18 protein-coding genes are annotated in these 18,122 nt (G+C 68.2%); 8 read left to right on the top strand and 10 right to left on the bottom strand.

All coding sequences use genetic code 11. The features are described 5' to 3' along the window. Positions 1 to 33 precede the first annotated feature (33 nt). Positions 34 to 525 carry a DUF6542 domain-containing protein gene (locus H483_RS30850; protein ID WP_017837175.1) on the bottom strand — a complete coding sequence of 164 codons (492 nt, stop codon included), beginning with the start codon at positions 523 to 525 and terminating at the stop codon, positions 34 to 36. Positions 526 to 536: 11 nt separating this feature from the next. Beyond that, entirely contained in the window at positions 537 to 2,051 is a 1,515-nt protein-coding gene (locus H483_RS30845; RefSeq protein WP_017837174.1) for an AI-2E family transporter, read from the bottom strand. Between the two features lie 99 nt (positions 2,052 to 2,150). Here H483_RS30845 and ychF point away from each other — a divergent pair, with 99 nt between their 5' ends. Continuing rightward, the gene (gene ychF / locus H483_RS30840) at positions 2,151 to 3,230 is read left to right on the top strand and encodes a redox-regulated ATPase YchF (protein ID WP_017837173.1); all 1,080 of its coding nucleotides are present in this window, start codon (positions 2,151 to 2,153) and stop codon (positions 3,228 to 3,230) included. Here the strand turns inward: ychF and H483_RS30835 are convergent. Further along, a complete protein-coding gene (locus tag H483_RS30835) occupies positions 3,182 to 4,261 on the bottom strand; it encodes a methionine synthase (RefSeq protein ID WP_017837172.1) in 1,080 nt (359 codons plus the stop codon). The genes ychF and H483_RS30835 overlap by 49 nt on opposite strands. Before the next feature lie 20 nt (positions 4,262 to 4,281). Then, positions 4,282 to 5,274, bottom strand: a complete 993-nt coding sequence (locus tag H483_RS30830) for a putative oxygenase MesX (RefSeq protein WP_017837171.1) — start codon at positions 5,272 to 5,274, stop codon at positions 4,282 to 4,284. Positions 5,275 to 5,399: 125 nt separating this feature from the next. Between H483_RS30830 and H483_RS30825 the strand changes: the two genes are divergently transcribed. Both H483_RS30825 and H483_RS30820 read left to right on the top strand, forming a co-directional pair. Beyond that, positions 5,400 to 6,347, top strand: coding sequence for a LysR family transcriptional regulator (locus H483_RS30825; RefSeq protein ID WP_017837170.1), 948 nt, complete (start codon positions 5,400 to 5,402; stop codon positions 6,345 to 6,347). Positions 6,348 to 6,485: 138 nt separating this feature from the next. After that, positions 6,486 to 7,013, top strand: coding sequence for a DUF1877 family protein (locus H483_RS30820; RefSeq protein WP_017837169.1), 528 nt, complete (start codon positions 6,486 to 6,488; stop codon positions 7,011 to 7,013). A gap of 163 nt (positions 7,014 to 7,176) precedes the next feature. Here the strand turns inward: H483_RS30820 and H483_RS30815 are convergent, their stop codons facing one another. Continuing rightward, entirely contained in the window at positions 7,177 to 7,764 is a 588-nt protein-coding gene (locus H483_RS30815) for a YdeI family protein (protein WP_017837168.1), read from the bottom strand. Between the two features lie 106 nt (positions 7,765 to 7,870). Between H483_RS30815 and H483_RS30810 the strand changes: the two genes are divergently transcribed. Next, positions 7,871 to 8,539, top strand: coding sequence for a mismatch-specific DNA-glycosylase (locus tag H483_RS30810; protein ID WP_017837167.1), 669 nt, complete (start codon positions 7,871 to 7,873; stop codon positions 8,537 to 8,539). A gap of 32 nt (positions 8,540 to 8,571) precedes the next feature. Here H483_RS30810 and H483_RS30805 read toward each other — a convergent pair whose 3' ends face one another. The 3 genes from H483_RS30805 to H483_RS30795 all read right to left on the bottom strand — a co-directional run bounded on the left by H483_RS30805 (position 8,572) and on the right by H483_RS30795 (position 11,800). Next, positions 8,572 to 9,093 carry a nucleoside deaminase gene (locus H483_RS30805; protein WP_017837166.1) on the bottom strand — a complete coding sequence of 174 codons (522 nt, stop codon included), beginning with the start codon at positions 9,091 to 9,093 and terminating at the stop codon, positions 8,572 to 8,574. Between the two features lie 85 nt (positions 9,094 to 9,178). Then, positions 9,179 to 9,385: a dodecin gene (locus H483_RS30800; protein ID WP_017837165.1), complete on the bottom strand. Its 207-nt coding sequence runs from the start codon at positions 9,383 to 9,385 to the stop codon at positions 9,179 to 9,181. A 180-nt stretch (positions 9,386 to 9,565) separates the two neighbouring features. Then, positions 9,566 to 11,800 (bottom strand): NADP-dependent isocitrate dehydrogenase, encoded by a 2,235-nt coding sequence (locus H483_RS30795; protein WP_017837164.1) that lies wholly within the window; start codon positions 11,798 to 11,800, stop codon positions 9,566 to 9,568. A gap of 294 nt (positions 11,801 to 12,094) precedes the next feature. Here H483_RS30795 and H483_RS30790 point away from each other — a divergent pair, with 294 nt between their 5' ends. Further along, positions 12,095 to 12,871 (top strand): isocitrate lyase/phosphoenolpyruvate mutase family protein, encoded by a 777-nt coding sequence (locus tag H483_RS30790; protein WP_017837162.1) that lies wholly within the window; start codon positions 12,095 to 12,097, stop codon positions 12,869 to 12,871. Positions 12,872 to 12,896: 25 nt separating this feature from the next. Here the strand turns inward: H483_RS30790 and arfB are convergent, their stop codons facing one another. Beyond that, entirely contained in the window at positions 12,897 to 13,340 is a 444-nt protein-coding gene (arfB, locus tag H483_RS30785; RefSeq protein WP_031264928.1) for an alternative ribosome rescue aminoacyl-tRNA hydrolase ArfB, read from the bottom strand. A 126-nt stretch (positions 13,341 to 13,466) separates the two neighbouring features. Here arfB and H483_RS30780 point away from each other — a divergent pair, with 126 nt between their 5' ends. The 3 genes from H483_RS30780 (at position 13,467) to H483_RS30770 (ending at position 16,851) form a co-directional block, all read left to right on the top strand. Next, positions 13,467 to 15,230: a lipase family protein gene (locus tag H483_RS30780; protein ID WP_238556299.1), complete on the top strand. Its 1,764-nt coding sequence runs from the start codon at positions 13,467 to 13,469 to the stop codon at positions 15,228 to 15,230. Between the two features lie 107 nt (positions 15,231 to 15,337). Continuing rightward, positions 15,338 to 16,234 carry an endonuclease/exonuclease/phosphatase family protein gene (locus H483_RS30775; protein WP_017837159.1) on the top strand — a complete coding sequence of 299 codons (897 nt, stop codon included), beginning with the start codon at positions 15,338 to 15,340 and terminating at the stop codon, positions 16,232 to 16,234. After that, on the top strand, positions 16,231 to 16,851 hold the full coding sequence (locus tag H483_RS30770) for a hypothetical protein (RefSeq protein WP_017837158.1): 621 nt from the start codon (positions 16,231 to 16,233) through the stop codon (positions 16,849 to 16,851). The genes H483_RS30775 and H483_RS30770 overlap by 4 nt, the downstream gene beginning before the upstream one ends. Here H483_RS30770 and H483_RS30765 read toward each other — a convergent pair. Then, a complete protein-coding gene (locus H483_RS30765; protein ID WP_017837157.1) occupies positions 16,848 to 18,098 on the bottom strand; it encodes a cation:proton antiporter in 1,251 nt (416 codons plus the stop codon). The genes H483_RS30770 and H483_RS30765 overlap by 4 nt on opposite strands. Positions 18,099 to 18,122 lie beyond the last annotated feature (24 nt).

Here is an 18,122-nt window from a genome sequence, read left to right as displayed (position 1 = left end):
CTTGTTCAGCAGTCTCCTAGAGCGACAGGCGCCTCACCGGCGAGCGTGCGCCGGGGCCGCCCGCCGCCGGTGGGCCGGCGCCGGGCGGGTGCGGCGGGGCTCAAGGACGAACGCCCGGATCAGCGCGATCGCGACCACCACGAGAGTGGTGGTGAGCATCAGTGGGAACCTGGTCGCCAACGGCAGGACCATCGAGAGCATCTGGGACCGGGAGAAGGCCGCCGCGGTCAGGCCCGCCCCCGCGATCACCGAGGCCAGCGGGACGAGCACCGCCATGATGATCGGCGGTTGGATTCCGGCGACGAACAACGCGCGCCGCGAGACCGCCAGCACCGCGATCAGGCACCCGAGGAAGTAACCCACGGTGAAGCCGGTCCCGAGGCCCCCGGAGAGCGAGTCGATCGCCACGCCGGTGAGCGTGACGGCGACCGCGAGCAGGACCGCCGACCAGGCGGGGAGGCCTCGGACGGTCGAGACGACGGACCTCTCGTCCGCCGGGACCCGTCCGCTCCTGCGTGTGTTCACGGGATGAGACTCTAACTGTCGAGACGGCGAGCGAGGAATCTGCCGAACCGCCGGAGGGCGTTGGGCTTGCTCTCCGACGGCGAGGGCCGGTTGCCGTACACGGCGTCGGGATCGACCGGACCCGTCGGTGGATTCGCGTGGTCGGTCGACGGGTCCTCAGCATCCGGGTCGGGCGGGACCACCTCGTCGTCGTCGATCGGCAGGGTTCCCACCACCGACGTGCCCTCACCTGTCGCCTCGACCGACCCGCTGTCGGGAGCCCCGTGGACGTATCCCGGCCGGGTGTCCTTGATCCCCGCCATGATGGCGCTGCTGCTCTTGCGCAGAGGCGCGAACCTCGAACTCGACATCTCGCCGAGCCAGGCCGTCAGGCGACCTTCGTCGGTGGCGGACGCGAGGTCGGAGGCGGTCACGTCCCCGGTCCGCAAGTCGATCTGCTCGCCCAGGTATCGGAGCATCACGGCGGCCACCGCCAGGATCGGCACCGCGAGGAACGCCCCGATGATGCCGAACAGGGTGCCACCGGCGGCCACGCCGAGCAGGATCACCACGGGGTGCAGGTTCATCGCCTTCGACTGGAGGATCGGCTGGAGGATGTTGCTCTCGAGTTGCTGCACCGCGATGATCACGACCAGCACGATGATCGCTGTGGTCAGGCCGTTGGCCACCAGAGCGATGAGCACCGCCAGTGCGCCGGCTGTGAACGCACCGACGATCGGGATGAACCCGGCCAGGAACGTGATGACCGCGAGCGCCCACGCCAGCGGCACACCCAGGATGACCAGTGCCAGGCCGATGAAGAAGGCGTCGACGAACGAGACGATGGCCTGTGCGCGGATGTACCCGCCGAGGGTGTTCCAGCTGCGGGTGAGGACCTCGGTGAGGTGGCGTCCGGCGTTGCGGCCGGCGATCCGGCGCACGAACGGCAGGAACCGGGGGCCGTCCTTGATGAAGAAGAACGTGAGCACCAGGACCAGGACGAAGGTGATGAGGAGCGAACCCACCGCGGTGACGCCGGTGAACACACCGTTGGCGATCTGGTCGCCCCGATCCTGCAGCGTCGAACTGAGCTGGCCCAGCACGCTGTCGAGCTGTTCGTCCCGGATGTTCAGGGGCGGGCCCCGGAGCCAGTCCTGGACCTCGACGATCGCCTCCGAGGCCTGGTCCGCCAGCTGGACGCTCTGATCGATGATCGACGGGGCGATCAGCGCGAGAACGCCCGCGACGGCCCCGAGGGATCCGAGGAGTGAGATGAGCGCGGCAAGCGCTTTGGGGACGCCGTGGCGGGTCATCCAGCCCGTCGGGGGCCAGAGGACCGTCGCCACGATGAGCGCGAGCAGGATCGGCAGGATGCCCACCCACAGCGCGCCACCGATCCGGCTGAGCAACCATCCCGCGATGAGCAGGATGGCCAGACGCAGCGCCCAGTCGGTGACCCAGCGCCCGCCGAGGCCGATGAGGACGGACCGGTCGACGTGCTCCTCTTCTGTCCCGACTGGGTGAGGCGGTTTCGGCTCGTCGCTCATGGCACACATCCTGTCAGAGGTCACGCCGACGCGCTCCCTGTGACCGCCAGGGGTGGCGGACAGCGGGGACGCGGGGTGTGGGCCGTAGACTCTGGCCTCGTGAGTCTCACCCTCGGAATCGTCGGACTGCCCAATGTCGGTAAGTCGACCCTGTTCAACGCCCTGACGAACAACGACGCGCTGGCCGCGAACTACCCGTTCGCGACGATCGAGCCGAACATCGGGGTCGTGGATCTGCCGGACCCCCGGCTGGCCCGCCTGGCCGAGATCTTCGGCTCCGAGCGGATCCTGCCCGCGGTCGTGTCCTTCGTGGACATCGCCGGGATCGTCAAGGGCGCCAGCACCGGTGAGGGGATGGGCAACAAGTTCCTCGCCAACATCCGCGAGGCCGAGGCCATCTGTCAGGTCGTGCGGGTCTTCGACGACCCGGATGTGATCCACGTCGACGGCCGGGTCGACCCGATGGCCGACATCGAGGTGATCGCCACCGAGCTGATCCTCGCGGACATGGAGACGCTCGAGAAGGCCGTCCCGCGCCTGGAGAAGGAGTCCCGCAAGGACAAGTCCCTCGTGCCGCAGCTCGAGGAGATCCGCAAGGCCCAGGCCGTGCTCGAGGACGGACGGACCCTGTTCCAGGCGCAGGACGAGGTGGACCGCACGCTACTGCGGGACCTGCACCTGATGACCGCGAAGCCCTTTCTCTACGTCTTCAACGCCGACGAGTCCGTGCTCACCGACGCCGGGCGTCAGGCCGAGCTGCGCGCCGCGGTGGCCCCCGCCGACTGCGTGTTCCTCGACGCCAAGGTCGAGTCCGAGCTCCGCGAGCTGGACGAGGCCGACGCCATGGAGCTGCTCGAGTCGATCGGCCAGGAGGAGCCGGGCCTGAACGCGCTCGCCCGCGCCGGCTTCCACACCCTGGGCCTGCAGACCTACCTCACCGCCGGGCCCAAGGAGTCGCGCGCCTGGACGATCCGCAAGGGCGACACCGCGCCCAAGGCCGCCGGCGTGATCCACACCGACTTCGAGAAGGGTTTCATCAAGGCCGAGATCGTGTCCTTTGACGACCTCGACGCCGCCGGGTCCATGGCCGCCGCCAAGGCCGCCGGCAAGGTGCGCATGGAGGGCAAGGACTACGTGATGGCCGACGGGGACGTGGTGGAGTTCAGGTTCAACGTCTGAGTCGCGGGCGAGAGCTCCTCACGGACAATGCGGGCACCCGCGCTGAGCGAGCTCAACTTCGCCAGAGCGAGGTCCCGGGAGAAGGGCGCCATGCCGCAGTTGGTGCTGGGCAGGAGTTTGTCCTCGTCGACGAACTGCAGGGCGTTGCGGAGCGTGGCGGCGACCTCCTCCGGAGTCTCGACCTTCTCGCTGGCCACGTCTATCGCCCCGAGCATGACCTTCTTGCCGCGGACCAGTCCGACGAGGTCTATCGGCACACGGGAGTTGTGGCACTCCAGGGAGATGATGTCGATGCTGGACTGCTGCAGGAGGGGGAACGACTCCTCGTACTGGCGCCATTCCGAACCGAGGGTGGCCTTCCAGTCGGTGTTCGCCTTGATCCCGTAGCCGTAGCAGATGTGCACCGCGGTCTCCGCGCGCAATCCCGCTGTCGCCCTTTCGAGCGTCGCCACGCCCCAGTCCTTCATCTCATCGAAGTAGACGTTGAACGCGGGCTCGTCGAACTGGATGATGTCGACCCCCGCCGCCTCGAGGTCTCGTGCCTCCTGGTTGAGGATCGTCGCGAACTCCCACGCCAGCTTCTCGCGGCTGGCGTAGTGGCCGTCGTAGAGCGTGTCGATCATCGTCATGGGGCCGGGTAGTGCCCACTTGATCGGTTGATCGGTCTGCTGTCGAAGGAATCTGGCGTCGTCGACGAAAATCGGCTTCGATCGGCGCACGTCACCGACCACGGTGGGCACACTGGCGTCGTAACGATCGCGGATCCGAACCGTCGCGCGCTGCTCGAAGTCGACCCCGTCGAGATGCTCGATGAACGTCGTCACGAAGTGCTGGCGGGTCTGCTCGCCGTCACTGACGATGTCGATCCCGCGATCGCTCTGCTCCTTCACGACGATACGCAGCGCGTCCTGCTTTCCCTCGACCAACTCATCGCCCTGCAACCTCCAGGGAGCCCAGAGGGTTTCAGGCTGGGCGAGCCACGAGGGCTTGGGCAGGCTGCCGACGATGGACGTGGGCAGGATGTGGTTCATGGTCGACTCTCCTCCGGTGGTCATCCGACGAGAACGGGGTAGCGGGCGGCCCACCGCTCGAGGAGTTCGCGGTGGGGCTTCACCAGGTGATCCTCCGTGTACTTGCCCTGCTTCGTCGCGAGCTGAGTGCGCTCGACCCGGTCGTAGATGATCGGGGTGGGCGAATAGTCCTGCTCTTCCAGGGTTGGTCGGTAGATCTCTGCGGCGGGGGAGGTCGCGTTGTAGATCTCCGGCCGATAGATCCGCTGGAAGGTCTCCATCACGCTCACCGTCCCGATGAGCTGCAGGTCGGTGTAGTCACTGAGCAGATCGCCGCGGAAGTAGAACGCGAGCGGGGCGACACCGCCGGGCGGCAGGAAGAACCTGACACGGAGCCCCATCTTGCGGAAGTACTCGTCGGTCAACGAATAGTCGTCCTGCTGGTACTCGACGCCGAGGGTCGGATGGTGGTGTCCGGTCCGGTGGTAGGTCCGGCTCGTGGAGACGCTGATGCAGATCACGGGATCCATCTCGAAGCGCTCCCGGTAGGCCTCGGAGTCGAGGAAGTGCTGGAACAATTTGCCGTGCAGGTCGCCGAAGTCGCCGGGCACGGAGAACTGGGAGCGTCCCTCGTTGACCGCGGGCAGCCGAACGCTGAAGTCGAAATCGCGGACGTAGGACGAGAAGTTGTTCCCGACGATCCCGGGGATGCGGGCTCCGGTGTCCCGGTCGACGATCTGGATATCCAGTACCTCGATCAGGGGGAACCGGTGGTCCGCGCCCTCCGAGGTGAACTGCAGCTCGGCGGAGACGATCTCGAGCTCGACGGAGTAGCGGTCCCCGGTCGGATTGTCCCGGCGTGCGAGGTCATTGAACCGATGGGTGATCATCGACAGGGTTCGGCGGAGATTCTGCTGACGGTGCTCGCCTCGGGCCAGGTTCGCGAAGTTCGTGGTGGTTCGAGAATTCTCCGACGGTGAGTAGTTCTCGTCGAAGCGGGTGGTGGTGATGCGATACGTGAGTTCGTTCGACATGTGCGTCCCATTCGGGTCGTGATCGGCCGGGCTCGGCGCTGCGAAAAGTCTGTGCCCCCATCCTGCAGTCGCAGCTCAGTTATCGGGTAACTACCATTTGTGATGGATTTGTATAGCCTGAGGCTATGCGTCGAGAATCCAGGGGAATCACCCTCCAGCAGCTGCACTACTACATCGAGGTCGCGGCGGAAGGGTCGATCACCGGCGCCGCGGAACTGCTCTACGTCGCCCAGCCGACCATGTCCGCCTCCATGAAGGACCTGGAGAACCGAGTGGGTCGCACCCTCCTCGTCCGATCCGCCCGGGGAGTGACGCTGACCGATGAGGGTGCGGAGTTCCTCGGTTACGCCAGGCAGGTGGTCGAGCAGATGTCGCTACTGGAGCAGCGCTACCTCGGTCAACCGCCGTCCCGCCGACTGCTCGGGGTGTCAGCGCAGCACTACTCGTTCGTGGTCGAGGCGTTCATCCGGATGGTGCGATCCGGCGAGGCGGAACAGTACGAGTTCTCGCTTCGTGAGACGCGAACCTGGGACATCATCGAGGACGTCCGGACCCTCCGCAGCGAGGTGGGTGTGCTCTACCGGAACGACTTCAACCGGAAGGTCATCGACAAGCTCCTGCGTGATTCCGGCCTGGTCTTCCACCCGCTCTTCGCCGCGGTGCCGCACATCTTCGTCTCCAGACAGAACCCGTTGGCATCCCGGGAACGCGTCACCCTCGACGACCTCGCCGACCTGCCCAGGCTCACCTTCGACCAGGGAGCGAACAATTCGTTCTACTTCGCCGAGGAGATCCTCTCCACCCGGTCGAGCAAGAGAGAGATCAGGGTGTCCGACCGCGCCACCATCTTCAACCTCATGATCGGTCTCGACGGGTACACGATCTCCACCGGGATCATCAGCGACGACCTCGACCCGGAGATCGTCGCCATCCCGCTCGACGTGGACGAGAGCATCGAGATCGGCTGGATCAGCCATTCCGGAATTCCGCTCACTGCACAGGCGCAGCGCTACCTCTCCGAGGTGCGGGCCGTCGTCGCCGACTACGGAATCGAACTGCTCGAGTCCACGTGAATCGGGCCGACGCCATGCCCTACACCGTCTCCGACGAACTTTCGAGGTTTCGCACAGGCGAGGATCATCCGCCATCGTTGTCCACAGATCGACTTGGAGGGCTTACCGGATCCCACGTTGCGGTTGAATGCTGGACGCATGGGAATCCGCTATTACGCATACGCCTTCGACGCCGAGGTCACACAGGCGGTGCTCTCCGACCCACGGGCCTACATCAGTCCGGACCCGTTCGCGGACGCCGTCGGTCTGCCCCACGGCTTCACCATGGGTACGACCGACTTTCAGCAGGGGCCTGCGGAGGAAGACATGCTCTACCTCGACAAGGCGTGGAGAAATCTCCAGAGGATGTCGGAGCCGTCCGACCCGGCCAGAGAGCCCAGGCCGGCGTACCGGATGTTCGAAGGAGAGGTGACACCTCTCGGCGGCTGGGAGGCGTGGCTGCCGTGGGTGCGAGCCATCCCGCCCGGAGACATCGCCGCGATAGCCGACGATCTGGACGCGATCACCCGCGCGGACTTCGTCCCCTGGTTCACCCGCCACAACTGCGACTCGGTCGAAGAAGTGGAATCGGAAACGCAGTACGTGGAGCTCCACCTGGGCCGGGCGAGACGTTTCCTCCGCGGACTGGAGAAATCGGGCCGGGGTTTCGCCTACATGATCGGCTAGCGAGAGTCCGAGCGTCATCGGCTGCAACGATCGGCCGTCCCCGAACACTGGGAGTGGAGATGCTCCCAGATCCCTGCGGAGAGGGAATGCGTCCCATGCGCGGGACGTCTCGCCGTGGCGACTGCCGTCGTCGTTGTCACATCACGTCGCGTGGGGGACCTGATCACGGTGACGTGAAGCGCGCGATCAGCCGTCCGACCCGTCGGGTGAGTGTGGCCTCATCCGGGGCAATGAGTAGAGGGTGAATCGCGCTGTAGCGCTCCGCGCGGGTGAGTCGGGCAAAGGCGGCCCCAGCGGCCGGCGTCGCCTCGAGCGCGGTCACGAGGACCTCCGGGAGCTCCGCGGTCGCTGAGCCGGCATACGCGCGGTCCCAGCGCCCGTCGGACTGCGCCCGCTCGATCTCGGCGACGCCTCGCGGTCGGAGCCTCTGCTCCTCGGCGAGGCGGGTGACGATCTCAACGTTCCGCAGCGACCAGATGGAACGCGCGCGGCGGGGGGTGAACCGTTGCACGAACGTCTTCTCGTCGTGCGACCTTCGCTGCCCGTCGATCCATCCGCTGCACAGTGCCTCCTCGAGCGCCCCCTGATAGGGGAGCGAGGTGGGGGAGGTGATCCCCTTCTTCGCGAGCATCAACCAGATCCCGTCGGAGGTGTCGTCGTTCGTCGCGAGCCACTGCCGCCAGTGGTCGACGTCCGCGACGATCAGGGGCGAGTCGGGGCTGTCCGTCGCGGGGCTGTCGGTCGTGCTCATGGCTCCAGCCTGACAGGAGGAGAGGTCAGAATATGTCCTCATCCCGGAAACCAGCGCCCACTCGTCCCGACGGCGCGCGCATGTCGTCCCGCGCTAGCCTCGCAGCATGGCTCAGTTGGTCGTGGCCGGCATCCCGCGGCGCCCCTCACCGATGGGCGGAAGTCGCCCGAAGCGCGACGAGCTCGCCCGGTTCGCCACCGACGACCCGCACGCGGTCGACGACGTCCTGCCCGCCGACGCCGAGCAGCTGAGACTGCTCATCGTCGGGGTCAATCCGGGCTTGTGGACCGCGGCCGTCAACGCGCCCTTCGCGCGGCCGGGGAACCGGTTCTGGCCGTCGTTGCACCGGGCGGGGCTGACAGATCATGTCGTCGATGCCGCCGCCGGGCTCTCGATAGAGGACGAGCAACAACTGCTCTCGCGGGGCATCGGCATGACCAATCTCGTCGGTCGGGCGACCGTGAGGGCAGACGAACTCACCCGCGACGAACTGCGGGCGGGTGCGGAGCGCGTGACCGCGCTCGCCGAACAACTGAAGCCTCAGGTCGTGGCCGTCGCGGGGATCACGGCCTTCCGGACCGCGTTCGCGCGACCCAAGGCCGGCTACGGGGAGCAGGACACCTCGGAGGTCGCGGGGTGGCCCGGCGAGGTGACGCTGTGGGTGCTGCCCCAGCCCAGCGGGTTGAACGCGCACGAGACCCTCGACTCCCTGGCCGCGCACTGGCGTGAGGTCTGGAGCGCGGTGGAGAGGACGGGGGACTCCGGCGCACGCTGAACCGGCCCGCCGTCACCCGGCTTCCGGCGACGTCAGCCGTCGTTTCCAAGTCGACCGGAGCGGACGGACTTCTCGACCAGAACCCGGACCTCCTCCGCCAGGGCGGGGACCGGACCGGACACGGGGATCCCCGGGGCCACGTCCCTGATGCCGAGCGGAGCGAGCGGCCCGGGCTCCATGCCGAGTTCGGATTTCCAGCTCGCATACTGAGCACCGCTGGAGGCGAAGACGATGCGCCCGAGCCCGACGAAGGCATGGGCGGCGCTGCACATCGCGCAGTGCTCGCCGGAGGTGTACACGACGCTGGCCGCGCGTTCCTCCGGCTGCATGTTCTCCGCCGCCCATTTCGCGATCGCGAGCTCCGGATGCCGGGTGGCGTCCCCGCTCGATTCGCGGTTGCGGTCCTCGAAGCGCACCGTCCCCGCTTCGTCCACCAACACCGACCCGAACGGCTTGTCTCCGGCCTCCAGCGCCTGCCTCGCGAGGTCGACACAGCTGCGCAGGTGGACGAGGTCGTCGGCCCCCACAGGGCGGGACTCGACCGTGGTGCTCACTTGGCCTCCTTGCATGGTTGCTCCGCGCGACGGTAGCAGGGCGCGACGGTGACAAGGGATGTGAGGGAGTCGGGTCCTACAGGGCTCAGGACTCGTGCCGGAACCCGACCTTGATGGTCACCTGCCAGTGCGCGACCCGGTCCCCGTCCAGCTTGCCGCGCACGGACTGCACCTCGAACCACTCGAGATTGCGCAGCGTCTTGGACGCCTCGGCGATGGCATTGGCGATGGCGGCGTCGGTTCCCTCGGGGGAGGAGCCGACGATCTCGGTGACGCTGTAGACGTGGTTCATGGTGCCCTCCAGGTTGTGTGACCTGGCTCACACTATCGCGATCGGCGTCCTCGCCGCGCCGGATCCCATCGCGCCCCACGACACCGCCCCGTATGACACCGCCATGTACAACACCGCCCCCGTCGGCGCGCGGCCGGCGGGGGCGGTCAGGTCATGCAGTCGTGCAGCCGAGCTGTCGGGTCAGCCGCCGAGGCTCTCGAGGGCGGCGTTGAAGGTCGCGCTGGGCCGCATGACCTCGCGCAGCTTGTCGACTGAGGGCTGGAAGTACCCTCCCAGGTCGACCTCCTTGCCCTGGACGTCGAGCAGTTCGCCGAGGATCGTGTCCTTTTCGGCCGTGAGCTTCTCGGCCAGCGGGGCGAAGTGAGCGGCGAGGTCCGAGTCGTCGGTCTGTTCGGCGAGCTCCTGGGCCCAGTACAGCGCGAGCCAGAACTGGCTGCCCCGGTTGTCGAGCTCGCCGGTGACGCGCGACGGCGACTTGCGGTTCTCCAGCAGCTTGCCGGTGGCGGTGTCGAGCGTCTTGGCCAGGATCGTGGCCTTGGGGTTGTCGTCCTTCCGGCCTAGGTCGTCCAGGCTCGCCCCGAGGGCGAGGAACTCACCGAGCGAGTCCCACCGCAGGTGGTTTTCCTCCACCAGCTGCTGGACGTGCTTCGGCGCCGACCCGCCCGCGCCGGTCTCATACAGCCCGCCGCCCGCCATGAGCGGCACGATCGACAGCATCTTGGCACTGGTGCCCAGCTCGAGGATCGGGAACAGGTCGGTGAGGTAGTCGCGCAGGATGTTGCCGGTCACCGAGATGGTGTCCAGACCCCGCCACGCGCGCTCGAGGGTGTACCGCATCGCACGCACCTGCGACATGATCTGGATGTCCAGGCCCTCGGTGTCGTGGTCCTGGAGGTACTTCTTGACCAGCGTGATGAGGTTGTTCTCGTGCGGCCGGTACGGGTCCAGCCAGAAGACCGCGGGCATCTCGGACGCGCGGGCGCGGTCCACGGCGAGCTTGACCCAGTCGCGGATCGGCGCGTCCTTGACGGTGCACATGCGCCAGATGTCGCCGGCCTCGACGTCCTGGGACAACAGCACCTCACCGGTGGCGGCGTCGACGATGTTCGCGACCCCGTCGTACTGCACCTCGAAGGTCTTGTCGTGGCTTCCGTACTCCTCGGCCTTCTGGGCCATGAGTCCGACGTTCGGGACGGTGCCCATCGTGGTGGGGTCGAACGCCCCGTTGGTCTTGCAGAAGTTGATGATCTCCTGGTAGATCCGCGCGAACGTGGACTCGGGGATCACCGCCTTGGTGTCCTTCTTGCGGCCGTCGGCACCGTACATCTTCCCACCGACGCGGATCATCGCGGGCATGGACGCGTCGACGATGATGTCCGAGGGGGAGTGGAAGTTGGTGATGCCGCGCGCCGAGTCGACCATCGCGAGCTCCGGCCGGTACTCGTGGCAACGGTGCAGATCCTCGATGATCTCCTCCTTCTTGGAGGAGGGAAGTGAGTCGATCTTGTTGTACAGGTCGACCATGCCGTTGTTGACATTGATGCCGAGCTCCTCGAACAGGTCGTGGTGCTTGGCGAAGGCCTCCTTGTAGAAGACCCTCACGGCGTGACCGAACACGATCGGGTGGCTGACCTTCATCATGGTGGCCTTGACGTGGAGCGAGAACATGACGCCGGTCTCCTTGGCATCATTGAGCTGCTCTTCGTAGAACTCGAGCAGCGCCTTCTTGCTCATGAACATCGAGTCGACGACCTCGCCCTCCTCAAGGGGGACCGTCTTGAGGACGTGGGTCTCGCCGTCCGGGGTCACGACCTCCATGCGCGCATCGCAGGCGCGGTCGAGGATGATCGACTTCTCGCCGGCGTAGAAGTCGCCGTGCGTCATGTGCGCGACGTGGGTCTGCGACGCCATCGACCACTTGCCCATCGAGTGCGGGTTGGCCCTGGCGTACTCCTTGACCGCCTTCGGGGCGCGGCGGTCCGAGTTGCCCTGGCGGAGCACCGGGTTCACGGCGCTACCCAGACATGCCGAGAGCCGCTCGGCGGCCTCGGCCTCCTCCGGGGTCTTGGGATCGTACGGGTACTTGGGGATGTCGTAACCCTTGGCCTGGAGCTCCGCGATCGCGGTGTTCAGCTGCGGAACCGAGGCGCTGATGTTGGGGAGCTTGATGATGTTGGTGCCGGGCTCCTGGGTCAGCTCACCCAGCTCGGCCAGGTTATCGGGCACCTTCTGCTCGTCGGTCAACCGGTCGGGGAACGCGGCCAGGATGCGGGCGGCCACCGAGATGTCGCTCGTCGTGACGTCTATGTCGGCGGCGTCCACAAAGGTGCGGACGACCGGGAGGAAGGCCTCCGTGGCCAGTCGTGGTGCCTCATCGGTGAGGGTGTAGATGATCTTCTGTCTGCCTTGGGTCATGTCGGCTCTCTTCGTTTCAGGCTGATCGTGTTCTTGTGGAACGGCATCAGCACGCCTGCACCATCATCACCCGAGCCGGGTCGGCGTCGCCATAACCCCCGGTGTGGTCGATCGGTGCACATGCGCGTTCGGTGATCGTCTCGGCGTCACCCTGCACTGTGACCGACAGCGCACGCCTTCGCGGCGTTTTCCGGAGTTGGGGACCCCGACCGGGGCGTGCCGTCCGGGTCCGAAACGCAGCGTGCCGAACAGGCCTAGGCTCGTGGGACAGCTACAACCGAGGAGGCGTCGACGATGACGAATGTGGATCAACGGGCACGGGAACTGGCCGCTCTGCACGAGTCGGGTGACCTGATAGTCCTCCCCACCGTCTGGGACACCTGGAGCGCCCGGACCGCCGCGGCCGTGGGGTTCGACGGGCTCACCGTGGGGAGCCACCCGGTTGCCGACGCCATCGGGAGCGCCGACGGCGAACAGATGGATCTCGGTGATTACCTCGAGGTGGTGCGCCGGATCGCGGGATCGGTCGACCTCCCGGTGAGCGCGGACGTGGAATCCGGCTACGGACTCGCCCCGGACGAGCTGATCTCGCGGTTGCTCGACGCCGGCGCGGCTGGCGCCAACATCGAGGACGTGGTCCACGGTGAGGGCGACCGGGTCCGCGACAAGCACGAGCACGCCGACTACATCGCCGCCGCCCGCCGGGCGGCCGACGACGCCGGAGTGCCCTTCGTGATCAACGGCCGCACCGACGCGGTCAAGTTGGGCGGAGAGGTCTTCTCCGACCCGCTCGCCGAGGCGGCCGAGCGCATCGTGCTGATGGAGCAGGCGGGTGCGCGCTCGGTCTACCCGGTGGGCCTCACCTCCGCGGATCAGGTGACCAGGCTCGTCCGGGCGGTCTCGATCCCGGTCAACGTCACCGCTCATCCCGTGAAGGGCCACGGCGCCGGTGACCTGGCCGTCCTCAGGAACCTGGGGGTGCGGAGGGTCTCGTTCGGCCCGCTGTGGCAGATGTGGCTCACGAAGGTCTCCACCGAGCAACTCTCGTACTGGGCCGACCCCGACCGGTAGCGGGTTCCCACCCCAGGAAAGGGCGTCAGTCCGAGGCGCTCGGGCGTCTCCGGGCCGCTTTGGCCTGCGAGCGTCGACTCTTCGCATCCAGTCGACGTAGGCGCGACCCGTAGATCGGCCGTGTGGGCCGCCGGACGGTGTCGGGGGCGAGCGCCTCACGGAGCAGGGTCGTGAGCCGGTCCCGCGCGGCCCGCCGGTTCTGCCTCTGGGACCGGTGCTCCGACGCGGCGACGGTGAGGACGGTGCCCGCGAGGGACGGCGCGAGCCGGTCGAGCGCGCGGGCGCGTTGGGTGTCGCCCAGCGCCGTCGTCGTGGCGAGGTCCAGACTCAACTGCACGCGGGAATCCGTCGTATTGACACCCTGACCGCCGGGACCCGAGGACCGGGAGAACTGCTCGACGAGTTCGCCCGCGGGCACGTGGAGACCGTGGGGGAGGCCCGGACCGGGCATCACTCGCAGATCGTCCATGACGTCCAGTGTGCCGCTGCTGCGTTTCCCGGCATAACCCATGACCCACGCTGGTAAGGGATATCTTCACATCTGGCGATCCGTGCCGTCGGCACGAGGATCCGAGCCGGGCGCGAGGGGATGACGATGGTCGAGCAGGTCGGCGAACGAGCCGGGGGTAACAGGCGGGTCGTCGGGGTGGTCCTGGCGCTCGCGTCGATCGCCCTGGGGGCGCTGGTGATCCTGGCCCCTCTCGACCTCCCGGAGATCGTGAGGTTGGCGGGAGTCGGCCTCGTCGTCGTCGGACTCGCGACGGTGATCGGCGTCGACGGCGCCGGACACTCACGGCGCTGGGTGCGGATCCTCACCGGTGCGGCCATGGCCGCGGCGGGAATCGTGGTGCTGGTGTGGCAGTCCGCCAGCATTCGCAGTCTGCTGTGGGTCATGGTCACCGCGCTGATCGTGCACGGTCTCCACACGCTCGTGGCGGCGGTCCGGAGCGAGACCGACCGTCGGGTGGCGGGACTGTTCAGCGGCACCGCCGCCGTCTTGTTGGGGCTGTTGTGCCTGGTCTGGCCGGTCCTCGCGATCGAGTTGATCAAGTACGCGGTGGGCGCGTGGTTGGTGTTCGTGGGGCTGCGCGGGCTCCTGGATCCGTGGCTCCACCGACGTAGGGAGCGCGCGGCCGAGAGGGCGCAGCCGGGACTCCTCCGCCGATGGGGACGGACCATCCTCGCGGTGACGGTGTCCCTGGTGGTGGCCGCGCTCGCGATCGGCAGCGCGTTGTTGCTCCGCGGGGACGAGCGCCCGGCACCCGACGACTTCTACACCTCCTCCGAGCCCCTACCCGCCGAGGCCGGGGTACTGCTCAAGGCCGAGACCCTCACCGTGGGCGTTCCCCCCGGGGCCGATGCCTGGCGCATCCTCTACACCAGCACAGCGCCGGACGACACCGTGGTGGCCGTCAGCGGCATCGTCATCGCACCGAGCGACCGGACCCAGGATGCGCTCCCGCTGCTCAGTGTGGCGCACGGGACCACCGGGATCGTCCCGCGCTGCGCGCCGTCGCTGAGCCCCACACCGTTCGCCGACGGCGCGGGAGAGGCGCTCACGCAGATGGTGACCGAGCACGGCTGGGCAGGGGTGATCTCGGACTACGCGGGTCTGGGCACGCCGGGGATGCACCCGTACCTGGTCGGCCAGGTGGAGGCACGCAACGTCCACGACGCCTCCCTCGCCGCGCAGCAACTCGGCGGACTCAGTCTGAGCAGCGACACCGTGGTCTGGGGACACTCCCAGGGCGGTCACGGTGCGTTGTGGACCGGCCAGATCGCCGAGGACTACGCCCCCGGACTCACCGTGTTGGGCATCGCGGGGATGGCCCCCGCCACCGATCTCTACACCCTCGCCGAGATGAGCAAGGGCGAGGTGGGCGGCAAGACGGTCTCCGCCTACATCGCCCACTCGTGGAACGTGGTCTTCCCGGATTTGGATCTGGCCGGGCGGCTCAACCCGGGCACCGCGCACGGCGTGGAGAAGATCGGCGACCTGTGCTTCAACGAGCAGGACGCGATCGCAGCGCTGGTCCGGGGGACCCAGATCCCGGAGCAGGTGTTCCCCGATTCGGTGCTCGACGGCGATCTGGGTGAGAAGCTGCGGGAGAACTCGCCGACCGGCCCGTGGCCGGCGCCCGTGCTGATCGCCCAGGGGCTGGCCGACTCGCTGGTCAAACCGGCGATGCAGCAGGACTGGGTGGACGCCAGATGCGCGGACGGCGAACCACTCGACTACCGGACCTTCCCGGGCCGCGATCACAACGGAGTGGTCGCCGCGGACTCCCCGCTGACCCCGCAACTCGTCTCCTGGACCCTCGACCGCTGGAACCGGGTGGCGCCCACGCCCACCTGCTGAGTGGGCGGCTCGGGACCGTCGAGAGGGGCGACGGCGGCGGCGCGACCGCCATCCTCCCCAATAGACTGGTAATCACCACCCGCTTCTCGGATTCGAGGGACCGCACGATGGCACCGCACGACCCCGGCGTCGCCCAGGCCGCGCGGCGCGAGCCGTCGGCACTCGTCGGTCGGGTGCCCGAACCGCAGATCCACGTGATGAGTTGGAACATCCGCCGACCGGTGCCGGCCGTCATGGCACGGCCCGCCGACCGGTGGGATCGACGCGCGCCCGCGCTCCGGTCGCTCCTGGCTGCCGAGCGCCCGACGCTGCTCGGCGCGCAAGAGGTGCTGCCCGAACAGGCCGCGGTGATGCTGGACGCCCTGGGCCCCGGGTTCCAGGTCATCGGCCGGGGACGGGGCGCCGACGGGCGCGGGGAGGCCTCGCCGATCTTCTACGACTCGGCGAGACTGGAGCTGCTGGACTGGGACCAGATCGCGCTGTCGGACACTCCCACCCGCGCGGGTTCGGTGTCCTGGGGAAACCTCATCCCCCGGGTCACGGTGTCGGCGACGTTCCGCGATCGTCGGACCTCGCGCCACCTCCTGATGATCAACACCCACCTCGACCCGTTCTCCGCGCGCTCGCGGCTCCGATCGGCGCGCGCGATCGGAGACCTGGTGGCCGCCGCCGGCCCGTCGTCCGCTCGGGACACCCCGGCCGTGGTGACCGGTGACCTCAACACGCGCCCGGGGGGTGCGGCGGTGAGCGAGTTAATGCGCGACGGGATTCTGGTCGACACGTGGCACGGTGCGCGGACCCGCGTGAGCGAGGAGTGGGGAACGTACTCCGGCTACCGCGCCCCCCGCAGGAACGGCTCGCGCATCGACTGGATCCTCGCCTCGTCAGCGTTCAGGGTCACCCACGCCGCGATCAACCCGGTGCGGCCCGGCGGCGTGTGGGCGTCGGACCATCTGCCCGTCCACGCCGTGCTGAGTCTCGACGAAGGAGGTGTCGACGCGTGATCGACAACTTCCTGCGACCGGCGGAGAACCGTGCGCGGATGGGGGCGGACGCCCTGCGGATCCTCGGAACCCTCAGCGTCCTGGTGGCGCTGCTCCTCCACGGGCTGACCGACGCGGCCATCGTCGCGTTCGCGCTGCCGGGCCTGATGCTCCCGCGCTTCGTGGGAATGAGGCCGTGGGCGGATAGCGCTGTGTCGGTCACGTTGCTGGTGGCGGCGTGGAGCAACGTCTTCGACCTGTACACCCGTATCTGGTGGTGGGACATCGTGGTCCACTTCGTGTGCGCCGGAGCGCTCGCGGTGGTGACCTACCTCTTCCTCGCCCACCGCGGGATCGTCCCGGCGACCGCGGACGGTGGCGTCCCGGCCGTGGCGGCGGTGGTTCTCACCACCGCGTTCGGCCTGGCCCTCGGTGCGTTGTGGGAGATGGTGGAGTGGTTCGGCTACACCTACCTGACCGACCGGATCTACGTCACCCTCGACGACACGATCGGGGACATGGCCGCGGGTGGCCTCGGCGCGCTGGCGGCCGGCCTGCTCCTGGCGTACGGGCCCCGACTGTGGGACCCGACCGCCCTGCCCACCCGTCGGTCCCCGGACGCGGCCTCGCATTGCTAGGGACGTGACGCCGGAGCACCGGCCCGCACCACCTCCGCCAGGAGGGGGAAGAGCAGGACGGTGACCGCCCCCGCCGCCACCAACACGGAGGAGATCTCGCCCGTCATCAGGCCGTTGTTCACGGCGACCTCCGTGACCGCCACGATGATCGGCAGGCCCGTCGCCGCGTACAGGCCCACCCTCGCCCGCTCCCGCGGCCCGTCGAGACCGGGGCTCGCGTGGGTGACGGTCTCGCCCAGCCACACCCCTCCGCCACGGATGACGAGCATGCTCACGACTGCGGCCACCAGCACCCAGGGCGAGGCCGCCACCGCACCCAGGTCGATGCTCATGCCCGACACCACGAAGAAGGCGGGGATGAACACGGTGTAGCCGACGGTCTCCAGCTGGCGGAGCAGGACCGCGGCCAGGCCCCGGTCCGGGGACTGGCCACCCTCGCGCAGCTGGGCACCCAGGGAGTCGACCAGCCGACGCAGGATCATCCCGGCGGCGAAGGCGCCGAGCACCACGTCGAGGCCGAACACCGTGGCCACCACCATCATGGTGGCCAGGAGCAGGATCACCGTGCGCATGGCCAACTGGCCGGTGGAGGTGGTACCTCTCAGCAATGCCCGGCCGAGCGCGGGGATGTGCAGCAGGCGGGCGGGCACCGCCAGGATGACGAGGGCGGCTAGCAGGAACAATCCGACCGCCGCGATCGACGACTCGATGCTGCGGGTGCCGAGCAGCACCGCCATCACCAGGATCGGTCCCAGTTCCCCGACCGCTCCGTGGGTGAGGACGGCCCGGCCGACGGGGGTGCTGTCGTGACCCGACCCCTTGAGGATGGGCAGGAGCGTGCCGATGGCGGTGGAGGTGAGAAGGAGCCCGATCGCCACCGCGGTCTCCCAGCGTCCCGAGACCATCCACCCCACCCCGGCCGCGAGGACGAGACTCACGACCCAGGTCCCGGCCGCCCGGCGTCCGCTGCGCCCGGTGAGGGTGGAGACCTCGAGCTCGAACCCGGCAAGGAGGAACAGCATCCCCAGACCGAGCTCGGACAGGAGCGCGACCCCGCCGGATTCCACCGCGAGACCCAGACCGTGGGGGCCGATCACCATGCCGCCCACCAGGAGCAGCACCACACCGGGGATGAACGAGCGGGTGAACCCGGACAGCACCGGGGCCGCCCAGACGGCCAGGACGATCCAGAACAACGAGACGAGTTCGGTGGGGGATGCCTCGGAGGCCAGGATGGTGGTGGTCACGTCCGGCCTCTCGCTCGATCAATC

The sequence above is a fragment of the Dietzia sp. UCD-THP genome (assembly GCF_000349585.1).
Lineage (GTDB): Bacteria > Actinomycetota > Actinomycetes > Mycobacteriales > Mycobacteriaceae > Dietzia > Dietzia natronolimnaea_A.
The sequence above is the reverse complement of the archived record's forward strand: the minus strand, read 5'-3'. Positions and strand labels throughout refer to the sequence as shown.